General features: G+C 71.6%; 17 protein-coding genes. 12 read left to right on the top strand and 5 right to left on the bottom strand.

Annotation, left to right across the window (positions count from 1 at the left end):
* Positions 1–52 precede the first annotated feature (52 nt).
* The gene (locus AB0395_RS12475; RefSeq protein WP_366279904.1) at positions 53–1078 is read right to left on the bottom strand and encodes a helix-turn-helix domain-containing protein; all 1026 of its coding nucleotides are present in this window, start codon (positions 1076–1078) and stop codon (positions 53–55) included.
* Between the two features lie 153 nt (positions 1079–1231).
* Between AB0395_RS12475 and AB0395_RS12470 the strand changes: the two genes are divergently transcribed.
* From AB0395_RS12470 to AB0395_RS12430, 9 genes are all read left to right on the top strand, one after another.
* Entirely contained in the window at positions 1232–1957 is a 726-nt protein-coding gene (locus tag AB0395_RS12470; protein WP_366279902.1) for a carbon monoxide dehydrogenase subunit G, read from the top strand.
* Between the two features lie 123 nt (positions 1958–2080).
* Positions 2081–4939 (top strand): Na+/H+ antiporter subunit A, encoded by a 2859-nt coding sequence (locus tag AB0395_RS12465; protein ID WP_366279900.1) that lies wholly within the window; start codon positions 2081–2083, stop codon positions 4937–4939.
* Positions 4936–5631, top strand: a complete 696-nt coding sequence (locus tag AB0395_RS12460) for a Na(+)/H(+) antiporter subunit C (protein WP_366279898.1) — start codon at positions 4936–4938, stop codon at positions 5629–5631. The genes AB0395_RS12465 and AB0395_RS12460 overlap by 4 nt, the downstream gene beginning before the upstream one ends.
* On the top strand, positions 5631–7256 hold the full coding sequence (locus AB0395_RS12455; protein WP_366279896.1) for a Na+/H+ antiporter subunit D: 1626 nt from the start codon (positions 5631–5633) through the stop codon (positions 7254–7256). Before AB0395_RS12460 ends, AB0395_RS12455 begins: the two co-directional genes overlap by 1 nt.
* Complete coding sequence (locus tag AB0395_RS12450) at positions 7253–7795, top strand: Na+/H+ antiporter subunit E (RefSeq protein WP_366279894.1); 543 nt, start codon at positions 7253–7255, stop codon at positions 7793–7795. The genes AB0395_RS12455 and AB0395_RS12450 overlap by 4 nt, the downstream gene beginning before the upstream one ends.
* Positions 7796–7826: 31 nt before the next feature.
* Positions 7827–8087 carry a monovalent cation/H+ antiporter complex subunit F gene (locus tag AB0395_RS12445; RefSeq protein ID WP_366279892.1) on the top strand — a complete coding sequence of 87 codons (261 nt, stop codon included), beginning with the start codon at positions 7827–7829 and terminating at the stop codon, positions 8085–8087.
* On the top strand, positions 8084–8413 hold the full coding sequence (locus AB0395_RS12440) for a monovalent cation/H(+) antiporter subunit G (protein ID WP_366279890.1): 330 nt from the start codon (positions 8084–8086) through the stop codon (positions 8411–8413). The genes AB0395_RS12445 and AB0395_RS12440 overlap by 4 nt, the downstream gene beginning before the upstream one ends.
* Before the next feature lie 224 nt (positions 8414–8637).
* The gene (locus tag AB0395_RS12435) at positions 8638–9540 is read left to right on the top strand and encodes a hypothetical protein (protein ID WP_366279887.1); all 903 of its coding nucleotides are present in this window, start codon (positions 8638–8640) and stop codon (positions 9538–9540) included.
* A gap of 52 nt (positions 9541–9592) precedes the next feature.
* Complete coding sequence (locus AB0395_RS12430; RefSeq protein ID WP_366279885.1) at positions 9593–10276, top strand: DsbA family oxidoreductase; 684 nt, start codon at positions 9593–9595, stop codon at positions 10274–10276.
* Positions 10277–10385: 109 nt separating this feature from the next.
* Here the strand turns inward: AB0395_RS12430 and AB0395_RS12425 are convergent, their stop codons facing one another.
* Complete coding sequence (locus AB0395_RS12425) at positions 10386–11015, bottom strand: thymidine kinase (protein WP_366279882.1); 630 nt, start codon at positions 11013–11015, stop codon at positions 10386–10388.
* A gap of 221 nt (positions 11016–11236) precedes the next feature.
* Between AB0395_RS12425 and AB0395_RS12420 the strand changes: the two genes are divergently transcribed.
* Positions 11237–11629, top strand: a complete 393-nt coding sequence (locus tag AB0395_RS12420) for a hypothetical protein (protein ID WP_366279879.1) — start codon at positions 11237–11239, stop codon at positions 11627–11629.
* Positions 11630–11677: 48 nt separating this feature from the next.
* Here the strand turns inward: AB0395_RS12420 and AB0395_RS12415 are convergent, their stop codons facing one another.
* A complete protein-coding gene (locus tag AB0395_RS12415) occupies positions 11678–12088 on the bottom strand; it encodes a DUF4345 domain-containing protein (protein WP_366279876.1) in 411 nt (136 codons plus the stop codon).
* A gap of 86 nt (positions 12089–12174) precedes the next feature.
* Positions 12175–12996, bottom strand: a complete 822-nt coding sequence (locus AB0395_RS12410; RefSeq protein ID WP_366279873.1) for an NAD(P)H-binding protein — start codon at positions 12994–12996, stop codon at positions 12175–12177.
* Between the two features lie 142 nt (positions 12997–13138).
* Here AB0395_RS12410 and AB0395_RS12405 point away from each other — a divergent pair, with 142 nt between their 5' ends.
* Positions 13139–14134 (top strand): AraC family transcriptional regulator, encoded by a 996-nt coding sequence (locus AB0395_RS12405; protein WP_366279870.1) that lies wholly within the window; start codon positions 13139–13141, stop codon positions 14132–14134.
* A gap of 166 nt (positions 14135–14300) precedes the next feature.
* On the opposite strand, the gene AB0395_RS12400 is transcribed toward AB0395_RS12405, so the two are convergent.
* Entirely contained in the window at positions 14301–14699 is a 399-nt protein-coding gene (locus tag AB0395_RS12400; RefSeq protein ID WP_366279868.1) for a signal peptidase I, read from the bottom strand.
* Between the two features lie 68 nt (positions 14700–14767).
* Between AB0395_RS12400 and AB0395_RS12395 the strand changes: the two genes are divergently transcribed.
* Entirely contained in the window at positions 14768–15187 is a 420-nt protein-coding gene (locus tag AB0395_RS12395; RefSeq protein ID WP_366279865.1) for a VOC family protein, read from the top strand.
* Positions 15188–15308: the final 121 nt, after the last annotated feature.

Here is a 15308-nt window from a genome sequence, read left to right as displayed (position 1 = left end):
TCACTGAGGACACGACCGGAAGTATTGAGGTGTGCCGGTCAACGCCGGAAGGTCAAGCCCCTGTCGCCTCTGCGCCATGGCGCAAATCGGAAGCCGGGCCGCTGACCTGCCACGGGCCGTCCAGCCATGCGTTCTTCGCCGCGTACCAGCCGAGCTGGATCCGGTTCTGCGCGCCAGCGGCGGCCATCATGTCGCTCACCCGCCGCTGCACGGTGCGCACGCTCACCCCTAGCTGGCGGGCGATGATGCGGTCGGTCGCGCCGGCCACCAGCAGCGTCAGGATCGGCAGGTTGCCGTCGAGCGGTGAGCCGGCGCCGAAGGCACTCTCGTCGACAGGCAGAGGTGTGCTCGCCGCCCAGTAGTGCTCGAACAGCGCCAGGAGCGCGTCGAGCAACCCGCTGGAGTGCACGATGACGGCGCTCGGCACGCTGGCCGGACCAACCCTGGCCAGCGGGAGCAGGGCGGTGCGCCGGTCCGCGATCATCAGCTTCATCGGCAGTTCGGGGTGCACCCGGAGCTCCTCGCGCGGCGTGTTGGTGTTGCGAATCCTGTGGAGCAGCTCCGGGTGCTCCATCACACTCACGTCGTACAGCACCCGATAGGTCACCTCGGGGTTGGTCAGATTCTCGGACTCCTCCAGGCTCTGCACCACGTACGGCGGCTTCACGAAACCGCAGAACTCGGTGCGTGCCCCGTGCTGAAGCTGCCGCACCCGGCCGAGCAGCGCCTCCTGGCCCGTGACGATCTCGATCAGCTCGTCGGTCGTCTGCGCGTGCCTGTTGCCCCGATACGCCCGGACCAGGTCGTCCAACTCGGCCCTGGCCGCGTTCAGCTCGGTCTGCCTGCGCAGCAGCAGGCCCTCGACCACGGTGTCCGGCGGCGCCGCGACGAACCGGGGCGGCTTGGTGGCCGTCCTGGTCACCAGGCCACGTCGTTCCAGGTCGCACAGGGCGGCGCCGACCGTCTCCGGCGGGGCGTCCAGATGCTCGGCGAGCTCCTCGGGGGTGCCCGAGGTCATGACGACCAGCCGCCGGTAGATGTCACCGGCCATCTCAGGTATGCCAAGCACATGCAGCACTGATGCCCTCCCGTCGGCACGCAGGCCGGGCTGGTCGGCCGGGTGGCGTCCACCCGTCGGGCCCGGGCGGCGGAAAGCATAACGGACAGATCTCATCTCGGAATAGGTGCTTACCGTTAAGCCTTGGGGAACAAGCCTCATTAGGGTGCTCATGTGAAGCTCGCAGGCAGTGCCGTGCTCGGCATCGACAGAGATCGTGTGTGGTCCGCGCTCCAGAACCCGGCCGTGCTCGTACGGACGATCCCGGGCTGTGAGCGCCTTGAGGAGACGGGACCCGACACCTACCGGATGACGGTCACCGCGGGGGTGGCCTCGATCAAGGGGGTCTACCAGGGAGAGGTCGCCCTGTCCGAACCCGAGGCACCGCGGCGGTTCGTGCTCAGGGCGCGGGGCCAGGGCGCGCCCGGCACGGTCGACGCGACCGTCGAGGTACGGCTCAGCGAGGTCGAGGGCGGCACGCGGATCGACTACGACGCCGAGGCCGTGGTCGGCGGCATGATCGGAGGCGTCGGCCAGCGCGTGCTGGGCTCGGTCGCCAAGAGGACGGCGGGCGAGTTCTTCTCCGCTGTTGAGAACCACCTGTCGGGGGTTCTCGTTCAGGGCGTCGACCTCCAGGGGGCCGATCTCCAGGGCGTCGGCCTCCGGGCTCCGGCCGCCACGTCCGCCGCCGCTCTCGTTGAGTCCCCCCTCACGACGTTCCCCGAGGGGGAGGGCGCGGGGCGGGACACGACCGCCAGGGTCTTCGAGCGGCCCGCCGCACAACCCCGCCAGGCAGGCCAGGTGTGGCCGGTCCTGACGGCGTTCGGCATGGGGGCGGGCGTCGCGCTCGGCAGCGCCGTGATCGGCTGGGTGCTCGGCCGTACCGGGCGGAGAGGCTGACCACGCGCGGATAGGGGAACCGGCGGGAGGGGCTGATCACGCGGGGGTGAAGGGGCAGCGCTTTTCGGGTCAAGCCGCCGGGGCGTTGAGCGGTGAAACAGGTCTCTCCTGGCAGTTTGGGGCATGCCGACCACGACGGTGCCCCGGGGGAACATGGAGCCGCTGCTGATCCTGCACGCCGTCGCGGCGGTGTGCGCCCCGGCGCTGGCGCGCCGTCTCGGCCGTGACGCCTTCCTCGTGCTCGCCGTCGCGCCCGCCTGCGGGTTCGCCTACACCCTGCGGGTGGCCCTGACGGGCGTCCCCGCCGAGTCGCACCACGACTGGGCGCCCACGCTCGGCCTCGCGCTGTCCTTCCGCGCCGACGCGCTGGCCGTGCTGATGATGTCGCTGGTCACCGGGGTCGGCGCGCTGGTCCTGCTGTACTGCCGCCGGTACTTCGACGCGGGCGAGAGCGGCCTCGGCCGGTTCGGCGGGGTGCTGGTCGCCTTCGCCGGGGCGATGCTCGGCCTGGTGGTCGCCGACAACCTGCTCCTGCTGTACGTGTTCTGGGAACTGACCACGGTCTTCTCCTACCTGCTGATCGGCCACGACCCGGAGAGCAGGGCGGCCCGCAGGGCGGCGACGCAGGCGCTGACCGTCACCTCCTTCGGCGGCCTGGCCATGCTGGCCGGGATGGTCATGCTGGGGGAGGCGGCCGGGACCTACCGGATCTCGCGGATCGTCGCCCACCCACCCTCCGGCGCCCTGATCCCGGCCGCGCTGGTGCTGGTCCTGGCCGGGGCGCTGTCGAAGTCGGCGATCTTCCCGTTCAGCATGTGGCTGCCCGCCGCGATGGCCGCCCCGACCCCGGTCTCCGCCTACCTGCACGCCGCGGCGATGGTGAAGGCCGGGATCTACTTGCTCGCCCGGCTCGGTCCCGCGTTCGGCGCCCTGCCCGTCTGGCAGGCGGTCGCCGTGCCGCTCGGCCTGCTGACCATGGTGCTGGCGGGCTGGCGGGCGCTGCGCGAGTACGACCTCAAACGGATGCTCGCCTACGGCACGGTCAGCCAGCTCGGCTTCATGGCCGTGCTGTTCGGTGCGGCCACGAGGGACACCGCCCTCGCGGGCGTCGCCATGCTGCTCGCGCACGGCCTGTTCAAGGCGTCGCTGTTCCTGGTCGTCGGCGTCGTCGACCACGCGACGGGCACCCGCGACCTGCGCGAGCTGAGCGGCCTGCGGCACTCCGCCCCCTGGCTCTGCGCGGTGGCCGCGACCGCCGCCGTCTCGATGGCCGGGATCCCGCCGCTGCTGGGGTTCGTCGGCAAGGAGGCGGCCTTCGAGTCGCTGCTGACCGGGCGGCTCGCCGACACCCTGACGCTGGCCGGGATCGTCGCGGGCTCCGTGCTCACCGTCGCCTACAGCGCCAGGTTCCTGTGGGGGGCCTTCGGGGCCAAGCGGGGCCGGGAGCCGACACCGGTGCACGGCCCGTCCGCCACGACCTTCACACCCCCCGCGCTGCTGGCCGTACTCGGGCTGGTCCTCGCCCCCTTCGCCGGCCGGTACGGCGCGGCGATGGAGAGCTACACCGGGACCTTCCCGGGACCGGGTCACACCCACCTGGCCCTGTGGACCGGCGCGCCCGTGCCGTTGCTGCTGTCCGCCGTCGCCCTCTGCGGCGGGGCGCTGCTCTTCGCGGCCGGGGGAGTCGTCGAGCGGACGGGGCGGATCCTGCGCGTCGTCGACTCGGGACGCGTCTACTGGGTGCTCATGCGGGGGCTGGAACGGTTCTCCCTGCAGCTGACCGGGGTCACCCAGCGCGGGTCGCTGACCGACTACCTCATGGTCGCGTTCGTCTCCTTCGCGGGGATCGGGGGCTTCGCCCTGCTGTACGGGCCCCTGCCGGAGATCCGCCTCGACGTGGTGCCCTGGACCCGTCCCGAGCAGCCTCTCGTCGGGGCGCTGCTCGTCGCGACCGCGGTCCTCGCCCCCCGGGTCCGCTCGCACATCGTGCTCGCGCTGGTCGCGGGGCTGACCGGGTACGGCACGGCCCTGCTGTTCCTCGTGCACGGCTCGCCCGACCTGGCGCTGACCCAGTTCCTCACCGAGACGCTGAGCCTGGTGGTGTTCGTGCTGGTGCTGCGCAGGCTTCCGCTCGGGCCGAGGGAGGGCAGGCCGAGGGTGCCCTTCGGCATGCGCCTGGGCCTCGGGCTGGTCAGCGGCGCGGTGATGGTCATGGCCGGGATGCTGGCCGTCTCGGCCAGGCAGGCGGTGCCGGTCGGCGCCCTGATGCCCGCCGCCGCGGAGAAGGCGGGGGCCTCGAACGTCGTCAGCGCGCTCCTGGTGGACATCCGTGCGTGGGACACCATGGGGGAGAGCTCCGTGCTCGTCGTCCTCACCCTCGGAGTCACCAGCCTGGTCTTCCTGCGGCGCCGTACCTACACGCTGGAACGCCCGTCCGAGGAGGGCGCCCCCGAGGGCCGGGCGCACTGGCTCGCGGCGACCCTGCCCGCGGGAGAGCGGGCGGCCGTCCTGGAGATCGTGGCCAGGCTGATCTTCCACACGGTGCTGCTGATCTCGGTCTTCCTGCTGTTCACCGGGCACAGCGCGGTCGGGGGCGGCTTCGCCGGGGGCATCGTGGCCGGGCTCGCGCTGGTGATCCGCTATCTCGCGGGTGGCCGGTACGAGCTGGCCGTCGCGGTTCCCGCCCACGCCGGAGTGCTGATCGGCCTGGGACTGTTGCTGTCGACGGTCACCGCGTTCTGCGGACTGCTGTTCGGCGGCGCGCCGCTGAGCATGCTCTCCGCCGACCTGACGGTCCCGCTGGTCGGGAAGCTGCACCTGTCAACCGTGCTGCTGTTCGACGTCGGCGTGTACGTCGCGGTCGTCGGCATGGTCCAGGACATCCTGCGCAGCCTGGGCGCCGAACTGGACCGGCAGATCGAGGAGGAGACGGGAGAGAGCGGGGAGAGCGGGGAACGGCTCGGCGGGGAGGGGAGCCGGTGACCATCTCGCTGGTGCCGTTCGTGGCCTCGGGCGTCCTGGTGGCCGCGGGGGTGACGCTCCTGCTCGAACGGAGCCTGGTGCGGCTGCTGGTCGGCGTCATCCTGCTTGGAAACGGGGTGAACCTGCTGATCGTCATGGCGGGCGGTCCCGCGGGGGAGCCGCCGATCCTCGGGGTGTCCGCCAGGGACCGGATGGCCGACCCGCTGCCGCAGGCGATGGTGCTCACCTCCCTCGTGATCACCCTGGGCGTCACCGCGTTCCTGCTCGCCGTGGTGCACAGGTCCTGGCAGCTGACCGGCGGCGACGAGGTACAGGACGACACCGAGGACCGCAGGGTACGGCTGCGCGCCACGCGCGGAGAGCTGGCCGGGTCCGTGCTCGCCAGGCGTGAGGTCTACCGGCGCCTGGTCAGGGAACAGCGCGCCGAGCTGGCCCGCCTTGAGGAGGCCAGGCGTGAGCGGGAGCGCAGGGACGCTGAGGAGGCCTCCAAGGAGAGCAGGCGGGAGAGCGCGGGCCGGATGCGCGCCGAGTTCGCCCGCAGGGAGCGGGAGCAGGCCGCGCGGGAGCGGGAGATCCGCAGGAGGCTCCGTGAGCGCCGCCGCCAGGCGCGCGCCGAGATGCGGGCCGCGATCAGGGAGGACAGGGAACGGCAGGCCAGGGCGCAGAACCCGGAGCTCGAGGGGGACGACTGATGACGGTGCAGGCGCTGATCTCGATTCCGGTGACGCTGCCGCTGCTGGCGGCCGGGCTCAAGCTGGCCATCGGCGGTAGACAGCGCAGGCTGCAGGCGCTCATCAGCGTGGTCACCCTCACGACGGTGCTGGCGGTCTCGCTGGTCCTGCTGGTCGCGGCGGACACCGGCGGTCCGCTGGTCGCCAACGCCGGGGGCTGGGCCGCCCCGGTCGGCATCACCCTGGTCGCGGACCGGCTCTCCTCGCTGATGCTGGTGGTCTCCTCCGCGGTGACGCTGTGCGTGATGGTCTACTCGCTGGCGCAGGCCTACGCCGACCAGGAGTACATCGCCCCGCTGGCGATCTTCCACCCCGCCTACCTCGTCACGGTCGCCGGAGTGTCCGACGCCTTCCTGTCCGGCGACCTGTTCAACCTCTTCGTCGCGTTCGAGATGCTGCTCAGCGGATCGTACGTGCTGCTCACCTTCGGCGGCACCGAGTCCCGCATCCGCGCGGGCGCGACCTACGTGGTGATCGGGCTGGCGTCCTCGCTGCTGTTCCTGGTCGGGATCGCGGTCTCGTACGGCGCGACGGGCACCGTGTCCATGGCCCAGCTCGCCGAGCGGTTCCAGGTGCTGCCCGGCTACCTCAAGCTGCTCGTCGAGCTGACGCTGCTGCTGGTCTTCGTGGTCAAGGCCGCGATCTTCCCGATGTCCGCCTGGCTGCCGGACTCCTACCCGACCGCGCCCGCCCCCGCGACGGCGCTCTTCGCCGGGTTGCTCACCAAGGTCGGCATCTACTCCATCATCAGGCTGGAGGCGCTGCTGTTCCCCGGAGGCCCGGTGAGCGTCCTGCTGATGTGGGCGGCGCTGCTGACCATGCTGGTCGGGGTCTTCGGCGCGGTCGCCCAGACCGACATCAAGCGGATGCTCTCCTTCACCCTGGTCAGCCACATCGGCTACATGGTCTTCGGGGTCGGGCTCTCGACCGCGGCGGGCATGGCGGGCGCGGTGTTCTACGTCGTCCACCACATCACCGTGCAGACCGGCCTGTTCCTGGTGACCGGGTTGATCGAGCGCCGCACGGGCACCACCTCGCTGGACCGGCTCGGCGGCCTGATGAGGGTGGCACCCGTGATCGCGGTGCTGTTCTTCGTCCCCGCGATGAACCTCGCGGGTATCCCGCCGATGTCCGGCTTCCTGGGCAAGCTGACCCTCGTCCAGGCCGGGGTCGCGGTCGGCGGCCCCCTGCCGCTCACCCTGGTCGCGGGGGGCCTGGTGACGAGCCTGCTCACCCTGTACGCCGTGGCCACGACGTGGAGCAAGGCGTTCTGGCGGGCACCGCCTCCCGAGTTGGCCGCCCCGGCCGGGACCGTGCTGGAGAGCGAGGAGAGCCCCGTAACGCGGGTGCGCCGTGAAGAGCCCTCCGTCACACGGGCGCACGGCACCGAGGGGATCACCGGGCGCGAGATCGTCACCAGCGTGACCATGCCACTGCCGATGCTGGGCTCCGCGACCGCACTGGTGGCGCTCGGCCTGTCCTACACCGTGCTGGCCGGGCCGTTGTCCGCTCTGACGCGGCGGACGGCCGATGAACTGCTCGCCCGCGAGCCCTACATCTCCGCGGTTCTCGGGAGCCCGAGGTGAGGGCGGCGAGGCCCGCGCCGCGGGTGCTCGGCAGGCCTGTCCCACTGGGGGAGGTGGCCTGGCTCACGGTGGCCTGGCTGCTGCTGTGGGGCGACCTGACCGTGGGCAACGTGCTCGGTGGCCTGCTGGCCGCCGCCGTCATCGTCTGGGCGCTGCCGCTGCCGGTACTGGACTCGGGGGCCAGAATCCACCCGGTCGCGGCGCTCGTCTTCCTGGTCCGCTTCGCGGGCGACCTGGTGCTCTCCAGCTTCAGGGTCGCGTTCTGGGCGCTGCGCCTGGGCACCTCGCCGCCCGTCGAGGTCGTCAGAGTACGGCTGCGCACCTCGTCCGAGGTGATGACCGTGCTGGTCACGGTCGCGCTGTCGGCGCTTCCCGGCAGCCTGGTGCTCGAGGCGCGCTTCGAGGACAGGGAACTGGTGCTGCACGTGCTCGGAATCAGGGGGGACGTGCCTGCCACGGTCCAGGCCGACGTGACACGCCTGGAGAGCGCCATCGTCGCGGCCTTCGGCACCCCGGAGGACCGGGAGGAGCTGCGTTGACGAGCACCGCGGACGGTAAGGGGGAGCAACGGTGACGACGGTGTACCTGACGGTGCTCGCGCTGCTCGGCGGCGCGGCGGCGCTGACGCTCGGCAGGCTGGTGCGCGGCCCCTCGATGCTGGACAGGGCGGTCGCGCTCGACGTGCTCACCGCCGTGGTCATGTGCGGGATCGCGGCGGGGGCGACAGCCCTCGGGCGGTACTCGGCGCTGCCGGTGCTGCTGGTGCTGTCCCTGGTGGGGTTCGTCGGATCGGTCTCGCTGGCCAGGTTCTTCTCGGGGCGGGCCCGTTGACCGCGCGGGACGTGGCGGCGGCGGTGTGCATGCTGCTGGGCGCCGGGCTGGCGTTCGCGGCCGGGGTGGGGATGGTCAGGTTCTCCGGAACCCTGGCGCGCATGCACCCGGCGACCAAGCCCCAGGTGCTCGGCCTGCAGCTGATCCTGCTGGCCATGTGGCTGCGCCGTCCCACCTGGGCCGTCGCGGGAGCGCTGCTGCTGACCGGGTTCTTCCAGGTGATCACGGCGACGGTCGCCGCCTACATGGTGGGACGCGCGGCGTACCGGGCCGCGTCCCCGGAGGACGACGGCACGGCCATCCCACCGGAGGACTCAGACGGATGACGGCTCCCCGGCTCCCCGGAATCCCGCGTCCCGTAGATGGTGCTCCAAGGGCTTCTGATCGGCTTCAGTGGTCGTGGGCGATCAGGGATCGTTTGATCGGCCGACGGGTCTTGGCGTTGTCGTCCGGCATTCCGATGACGAGACAGGACGGTCCCTGGGCCACGTGGGGTTCCGGCTTGCCGGAAGCCTCGCGCCGGGTGGGCTCCCGGCGTACCCTGACGCGTATGCGCGAGGCACGTGCGGAGGACGCTCGGACCGAGGCCAGAAGACTGATTCGTGACCTGTTCGGCGAGGAGCGACCCGACGCCGTGACCCTGCTCGGTGAGGCGCGGGCCGTGCTGGGCGCCGATCGCGTCGCGCACTGCGCGGACCTCGCACGCGGCGCCCCGCTCACCCGCAGGTCGACCGAGCTGGCCGCGCTCGCCGCGCTGCTGGTCGGCACCCGTGACCTGGGCGAGGAGTGGTGGTCGCGGGCACGTGGGGAGAAGCTGCCCTCGCCGGACGAGGTGTTGCGCACCGCGACCGCGATCGACCCGTGGACCGACCTGACCGTGCTGGAGATGCTCGCCGCCTGGATCGCCGACGACGCCGCCGACGAGGTCTGGGGGCAGCCGTTCGCCGCGACCGACCTGAACTCCTGGCAGGCGGAGGACCGGGTCGAGTTGCCCGAGGACGCGCTGCCCGGCGAGCGGGTCCTGGTCTCCTTCGACGTGGGCGGCAGGCTCGACGCGGTCGTGGTCAGGCGCGTCGACGATGACCTCGGCTCCAACTTGGACTTCGACTCGCTGCGTTACTCCCGCCCCGCAGAGGCGCAGTGGAGCTGGGGGGTCGCGGCAGGCCTCGGCCCGCACCGCCTCGACGGCGAGGAGCCCGATCCCTACGCGCAGCCGGTCGATCCCGCCGCCGCCGAGACCCTGCGCGCCTGGTCGCTGCGCCACGGCGCCTCGGCGGAGGAGGTCGGCGAGGCCTGGCGGGTCAGGGGCGACGTCGTGGCCGCGATCGAGCAGGTCGACTGGATGTGGCGCAGCGGCGAGTGGTTCGCCTGGTGGCGCGGGGTGGTCGCGCTGGTCGACGGGGAACCGGCTCAGCTCGCCGCCCGCCTCGAGGAGATCGCCGCCGCCTCCTGACGCGTCCCGTCGGGGTGGAATCAGCGGGGCTTCGTGCTGGTTGGAGCGTTCTGTGAAGGTTGAAATCTATTCAGACGTGGTCTGTCCTTGGTGCTACATCGGTCACACCCGCTTCGCCCGCGCCGTGGAGCGCTACCGGGCCAAGGGGGGTGAGGTCGAGGTGGAGTTCCGGCCGTTCCAGCTCGACCCGGGCGCGGAGTCGACCGGCGCCCCGCTGCTCACCTGGGCGGCGGCCAAGTTCGGCGGCACCGAGAAGGCCGGGCAGATGTTCGGGCACGTGACCCAGGTCGCCGCCCAGGACGGGCTGGAGCTGCACTTCGAGCACGCGGTCCACGCCAACACCTTCGACGCGCACCGCCTCATCCGGCTCGCCGACGAGCAGGGCAAGGGGGAGGAGGCGCTGTACCGCCTCTTCGCCGCCCACTTCTCCGACGGTCTCGACGTCGGCTCGCGTGAGGTTCTCGGCAAGCTCGCCGACGAGCTGGGCGTCGAGGCGGACCTCGACGGTCAGGACGGAGCCGAGGCGGTGCGCCAGGAGCTGTCCAAGGCCCGTGCCCTGGGGGTCAGCTCCGTCCCGCTGTTCCTGTTCGAGGGCCAGTTCGCCGTGTCGGGCGCCCAGCCAGAGGACGCCCTGCTCGCCGCCCTCGAGGAGGTCGCCGAGCGGACCGGGCAGGCCCCGGCGGCCGGGAGGACCGGCGGCGAGGCCTGCGACGACGACGGATACTGCGCGGTCTGACATCCGGGAGCGCGCTACGGCGGGCACCACGGTACGGCGGGCACGGGACTCCCGGGCGTGCGGCCCGCCGTACCGGCCGGAGGGAACGTCCCGCGGGGCCTTTCCTGGCTCAGGCCTCGCCGAGATCGCCCGCACGGTAGTGACGGCGGCAGAGCACCTGGTAGCGGATCTTGGCGTCGCCCGTGTCGCCGATGACCACCTGCTCCCCGGTGCGCACCAGCGTGCCGCCGACCACGCGGGCGTTCAGGCGCCCCGGCCTGCCGCACCAGCACAGCACCTCCACCTGCAGGCGGCTGATCTCGTCGGCCAGTTCGAACAGCCGCTGGGCGGCGGGGAACATCTGTGACCGGAAGTCGGAGGCCAGGCCGAAGGCGTAGACGTCGATGCCGAAGTCGTCGGTGAGGTCGGCGAGCTGCTCGATCTGGGCGACGGTGTAGAAACACGCCTCGTCGCAGATCACGTAGTCGACACGCTGGTGCTCGCGGACCAGCGCGACCAGGTCGAGGTCGTCCACGACCTCGATAGCCTCGCTGCCCAGGCCGATCCGGCTGGTCACCTGGGGGCCGCCCGAGCGGTCGTGCTTGGTCAGCACCAGGCCGCGCCTGCCCTGACGGCGGTGGTTGTAGTTCATCTGCAGGGCCAGCGTGGACTTGCCGCAGTCCATCGGGCCGAAGTAGAAGCGCAGCACTCCGTCCCGGGTTCCGGTGGGGACGGCGGAGAGCGCGGACAGTTCGGTCACGGGGCGTCAGCCTAGTGGTTCCCCGCCAGAGGGTTTGGGCAGGCGGTGCGCTGGTAGGAATGTCGGATCCCACGCCAAAGTCCTGACTTGGCTTGACTATGGAAAGCGTGGGAGATTCGTGCTTGCTCTATCGAGAAGTGGGAGAACCTGTGACGGCCACCAACAACTCCGCCCCGCCCGCCCCGCCCCGCCCCAAGCCCCCCGCGGTAACGTCCTCCGCAATGCCCCCCGCCGCGTCCGGCGAGACCGTCGAGATCCCCGCGGCGCTCGCGGCGATGATGACCGAGGACGAGGCCGTGGCCGCCAAGGCGGAGGCGGCCCGCTGGCGTTACGGGTTCTACGTCGTCGTCACCGGCCTGATCGTCATCCTGGGCGCCTTCGTGGTGATCGCCTTCAGGGACGGTGACACCGCCGCCCCGTTCGCCGGGCTCGTCGGCGTCTCGGGTGCGATCATCGGCGCCTATTTCGGCGTGCAGGTCGGCCAGTCCGGCAAGGACCGGGTCGAGGCCGAGCTGCGCCGTACCAGCGAGATGGCGATCAGGCTCGCCGCCAAGGTGCACGCTCACGACGCGGACGCGGTGATCGGCTCGACCATGGGCCCCCGCCGCCGCTGACGCCCAAGGCCCGACGGAGCGCGGGCCTCATCGCCGGGAGGCGGCCGCTCAGGACGGGCCCGCCCCCCGGTCCTGCCGGATGTGCCGGACGAGGACGAGGGCGCAGGCCAGCCCGATGACCATCTCCACCGCGGCCGACAGTACGAGCCCACTCGCCGGCACTCCGTCGACCGCGACGCTCAGGACCCGGGACAGGCCGTAGGAGAGGTATGTCAGGGCACCGGCGATCGCGGCGGTGAACGTCAGGCGGGGGACGAACGCGCCGAGCGTGATCAGGACGCCGGTCGCCAGAAGCGCGCCGCCCGGGGCCCGCGTCTCGCTGAGCAGGCTGCTGCCGTCGAGATGGATGCCGTTGACCTCGTGAAAGGCGACCGGCGCGAGGAGGATCGCCCCGCCGATTCCGATCGCGACGAGGCCGGAGACGAGGAGTACGGCCTTCGCCGTCCTTGGGGTTCGCATGCTGTCGGTTCCCTTCGAGGGGTGAATGTCTGCGAGCCGGAACGCGGGCTCCTCCCGCGGGTCCGGCGGGGGCGGGGTCGGCGGGGTCACGGTTCCCACACGCCGGACGCGGCGGCGGCGCTGCAGAAGTCGCCGAAGTCACGCGGCTCACGGCCGAGCGCCTCCCGCACACCGTGTCCGAGCGAGGCGTTGCGGCCGTCGGACATCTCCGCGCACAGGTCGGTGAGCAGGCCTGCGGTCTCCGGCCCCATTTCCTGGGTGAGGGCGGCGTGGAACTGCCCGGGAGAGATGGGGAGATACTCGACGGTCCTGCGGGCGGCCTTCGAGATCTCGGCCGCGACCTCGGCGAACGTCAGTAGACGCGGTCCGGTGAGCTCGTAGGTCCGGCCGGAGTGACGCTCCTCGGTGAGAGCGGCGACCGCGACGTCGGCGATGTCGTCGGCGTCGACGATCGGTTCGACGGCGTCGCCCACGGGCAGCGCGATCACGCCGTCGAGCACCGGCCTGAGCAGGTGGCCCTCGGTGAAGTTCTGGGAGAACCAGCTCGCCTGGATGATCGTGTGGTCCAGGCCGGAGTCGCGGACGATCGCCTCGCAGAGCTGAGCCCCTGCCTCGCCCCGCCCGGAGAGCAGCACCAGCCGTTCGACGCCCGCCCGCGCCGCGCACGAGGCCAGCGCCTCGATCGCGTCCCGCGCGCCGGGCACGGCCAGGTCGGGGAAGAAGGAGACGTAGACGGATCCGGCGCCGCGCAGGGCCGCGGACCAGGTCGAGGGCTCCTGCCAGTCGAAGGGCGGGTCGGAGCGCCGCGAGACCCCTTTGACGGGGTGGCCGCGCTCGGCGAGCCGGTGGACGATCCGGCGGCCGGTCTTTCCGGTCGAGCCGATGACGAGAACGGGCGGTTGGGACATGGCTTCCGATGCTCCTCTGGTTGGCGGTGACATCCACCATGGCGGAGGGCATCTGGACCCACAATGATGTTCAGTCCGTACTTCTTTGCCGATCGTCCAAGCTCTTGGACGACCAGCCATTTGCGGTGGCACGATGACATCCATGCCGAGCGTCGCCAGACCCCTCCCTCCGCAGGACGACGTCCTCGGTGAGGTCCTGCACCTGCTCCGGCTCACAGGCACCCTCTACTGCCGTGCCGAGCTCACCGCCCCCTGGGGGGTCGATGTGCCGCGGCTCGATGGGGTCATGACGTTCCAGGTGGTCACCTCGGGTCAGTGCCTGCTCGAGGTCGACGGAGCCGGGTCGCGCCTGCTCCGGCAGGGCAGCTTTACGCTGATCCCGCACGGCACCCCGCACCGGGTGCGCAGTGATCCGCGGGCGGAGACCAGGCCGCTGTTCGACATACCGGTCGAGCAGATCAGCGACCGGTACGAGATCATGCGTCACGGCGGCGGCGGGGAGGTCACCCATGTCACCTACGGCGTGGTGCGCCTCGACCACGTGGTGGCCCAGCGTCTCGTCGCGCAGCTGCCCGGGGTCCTGCACATCGACACCTGGGACGACGACGCCGCGGGCTGGCTCGACAGCACGCTCCGCCTCATCGCCAGGGAGGCGGTCGCGCTGCGGCCCGGTGGGGAGACCGTCATCACCCGGCTCGCCGACGTCCTCGTCATCCAGGCGATCCGGTCCTGGCTGGACTCCGCGCCGGAGGCGAGACGGGGCTGGCTGGCCGCCCTGCGCGATGAGCAGGTGGGGCGGGCGCTCGCCTCCATCCACCGCGCGCCGGAGCGGGAGTGGAGCGTCGCCTCGCTCGCCCGGGAGGCGGGCATGTCACGCTCTGCCTTCTCCGCGCGCTTCACCGGCCTGGTCGGCGAGCCCGCCATGCGCTACGTGGCCCGGTGGCGGATGCAACTGGCCCGCACGCATCTGCGGCAGACCTCGGAGTCGCTCTCGGCCGTCGCCCACCGATTCGGCTACCAGTCGGAGGCGGCGTTCTGCAGGGCGTTCAAACGGGCCTTCGGGGTGCCGCCGGGAAGCGTCCGCCAGGCCGCGTCCGCCTTCGCCGTCCCGCGGAATCCCCTCGTCTCCGGTTCTTGACGGCACAGGAGACCCGCCGTCTTCGCGCGGGATCCCCTCCGGTCCCGGACGAGTCCCCGGTGCACCCCCGAGGGACTCGCCGTCGGTCACCCGGTGTCACTCGCAGACCGCCCGAGCTGTGCCGTACCAGCGAGATGGCGATCAGGCTTGCCGCCAAGGTACACGTTCACATTGGGTCGAGCGGCGCCCCGGCCTGATTCTCCTGCACGGCCGCGTAGCCGGGCACGGACGGCCACCGGACCGTCAGCACCACCGACTCCTCCTCCGCGCACCAGGAGTGGTCGACTCCCCGGCCCCACACGACGTAGTCGCCCTGCTGCTCCAGCAGGACGCTGCGCCCCGGGAGCTCGACACGGAAGCGACCGCTGATGAGCACGAGGAGAGCCGTCCGCTCCTCGCCTCTCACCCACTGGGTCCGCCGGTCGCCGGGCGGGTGGACGCCCCACTTGATCTCCACGTCCTCGCTGTGCCGCGGGTCCCCGGCGTCCCTGAAGTGGCCCAGGAGCCATCCCCGGTCCAGTGCCGCGTCCTTGCCCGCGTTGCCCACGTACACGCTGTCGTCCATGCGTCGGGACGTTAGCAGCCGCCCAATGGCAGGATGACGTGCCGGGCACCGGTTCCCAGGAGGAAGACATGCGGCAGCGACTCAATCTGATCCTGCTTGGTGTGCGCGATGTCGCCGCCTCGGTCGCCTTCTACCAGGCGCTGGGCTGGCGAAGGTCCACGGCGGGCTCGGACGAGTTCGCGCTGTTCGAATTGGGTGGGGTCGCGGTCGCGTTTCAGTCCCGGGCGGCCTTCGCGGCCGACGCCGGTCTACCCGACCGGGAGCCGGGTGGCTTCGCCGGCTTCGCCCTGGCGTATGTGGCCCGCAGCGCCGAGGAGGTTTACCAGGTCATGGCCAAGGCCGCCGAGCTGGGCGCCACCGTCACCCGCCCGGCCGGCCCGAATCCCTGGGGACACAGCGGATACTTCACCGATCCCGACGGCCACCTGTTCGAGGTGCTCTACGAAGATGGTTGGATCTTCGACGAACACGACGATCTGGTGCTCTGACTGCCTGTCCTTGATCCCCATGGCGATGGCGGACGTAGTCGGGCGTCGTGCTGGAAAGTGGCAGGGCCCAATCATCTTCTACCGCGCGATGTGCTCACGGGCGCCGGATTGACTCTCCCCT

This window comes from Streptosporangium sp. NPDC051023, from assembly GCF_040689595.1.
Classification (GTDB): Bacteria; Actinomycetota; Actinomycetes; order Streptosporangiales; family Streptosporangiaceae; genus Streptosporangium.
Note: the sequence above shows the minus strand (reverse complement) of the source record. Positions and strands in the feature narration are given on the sequence as shown.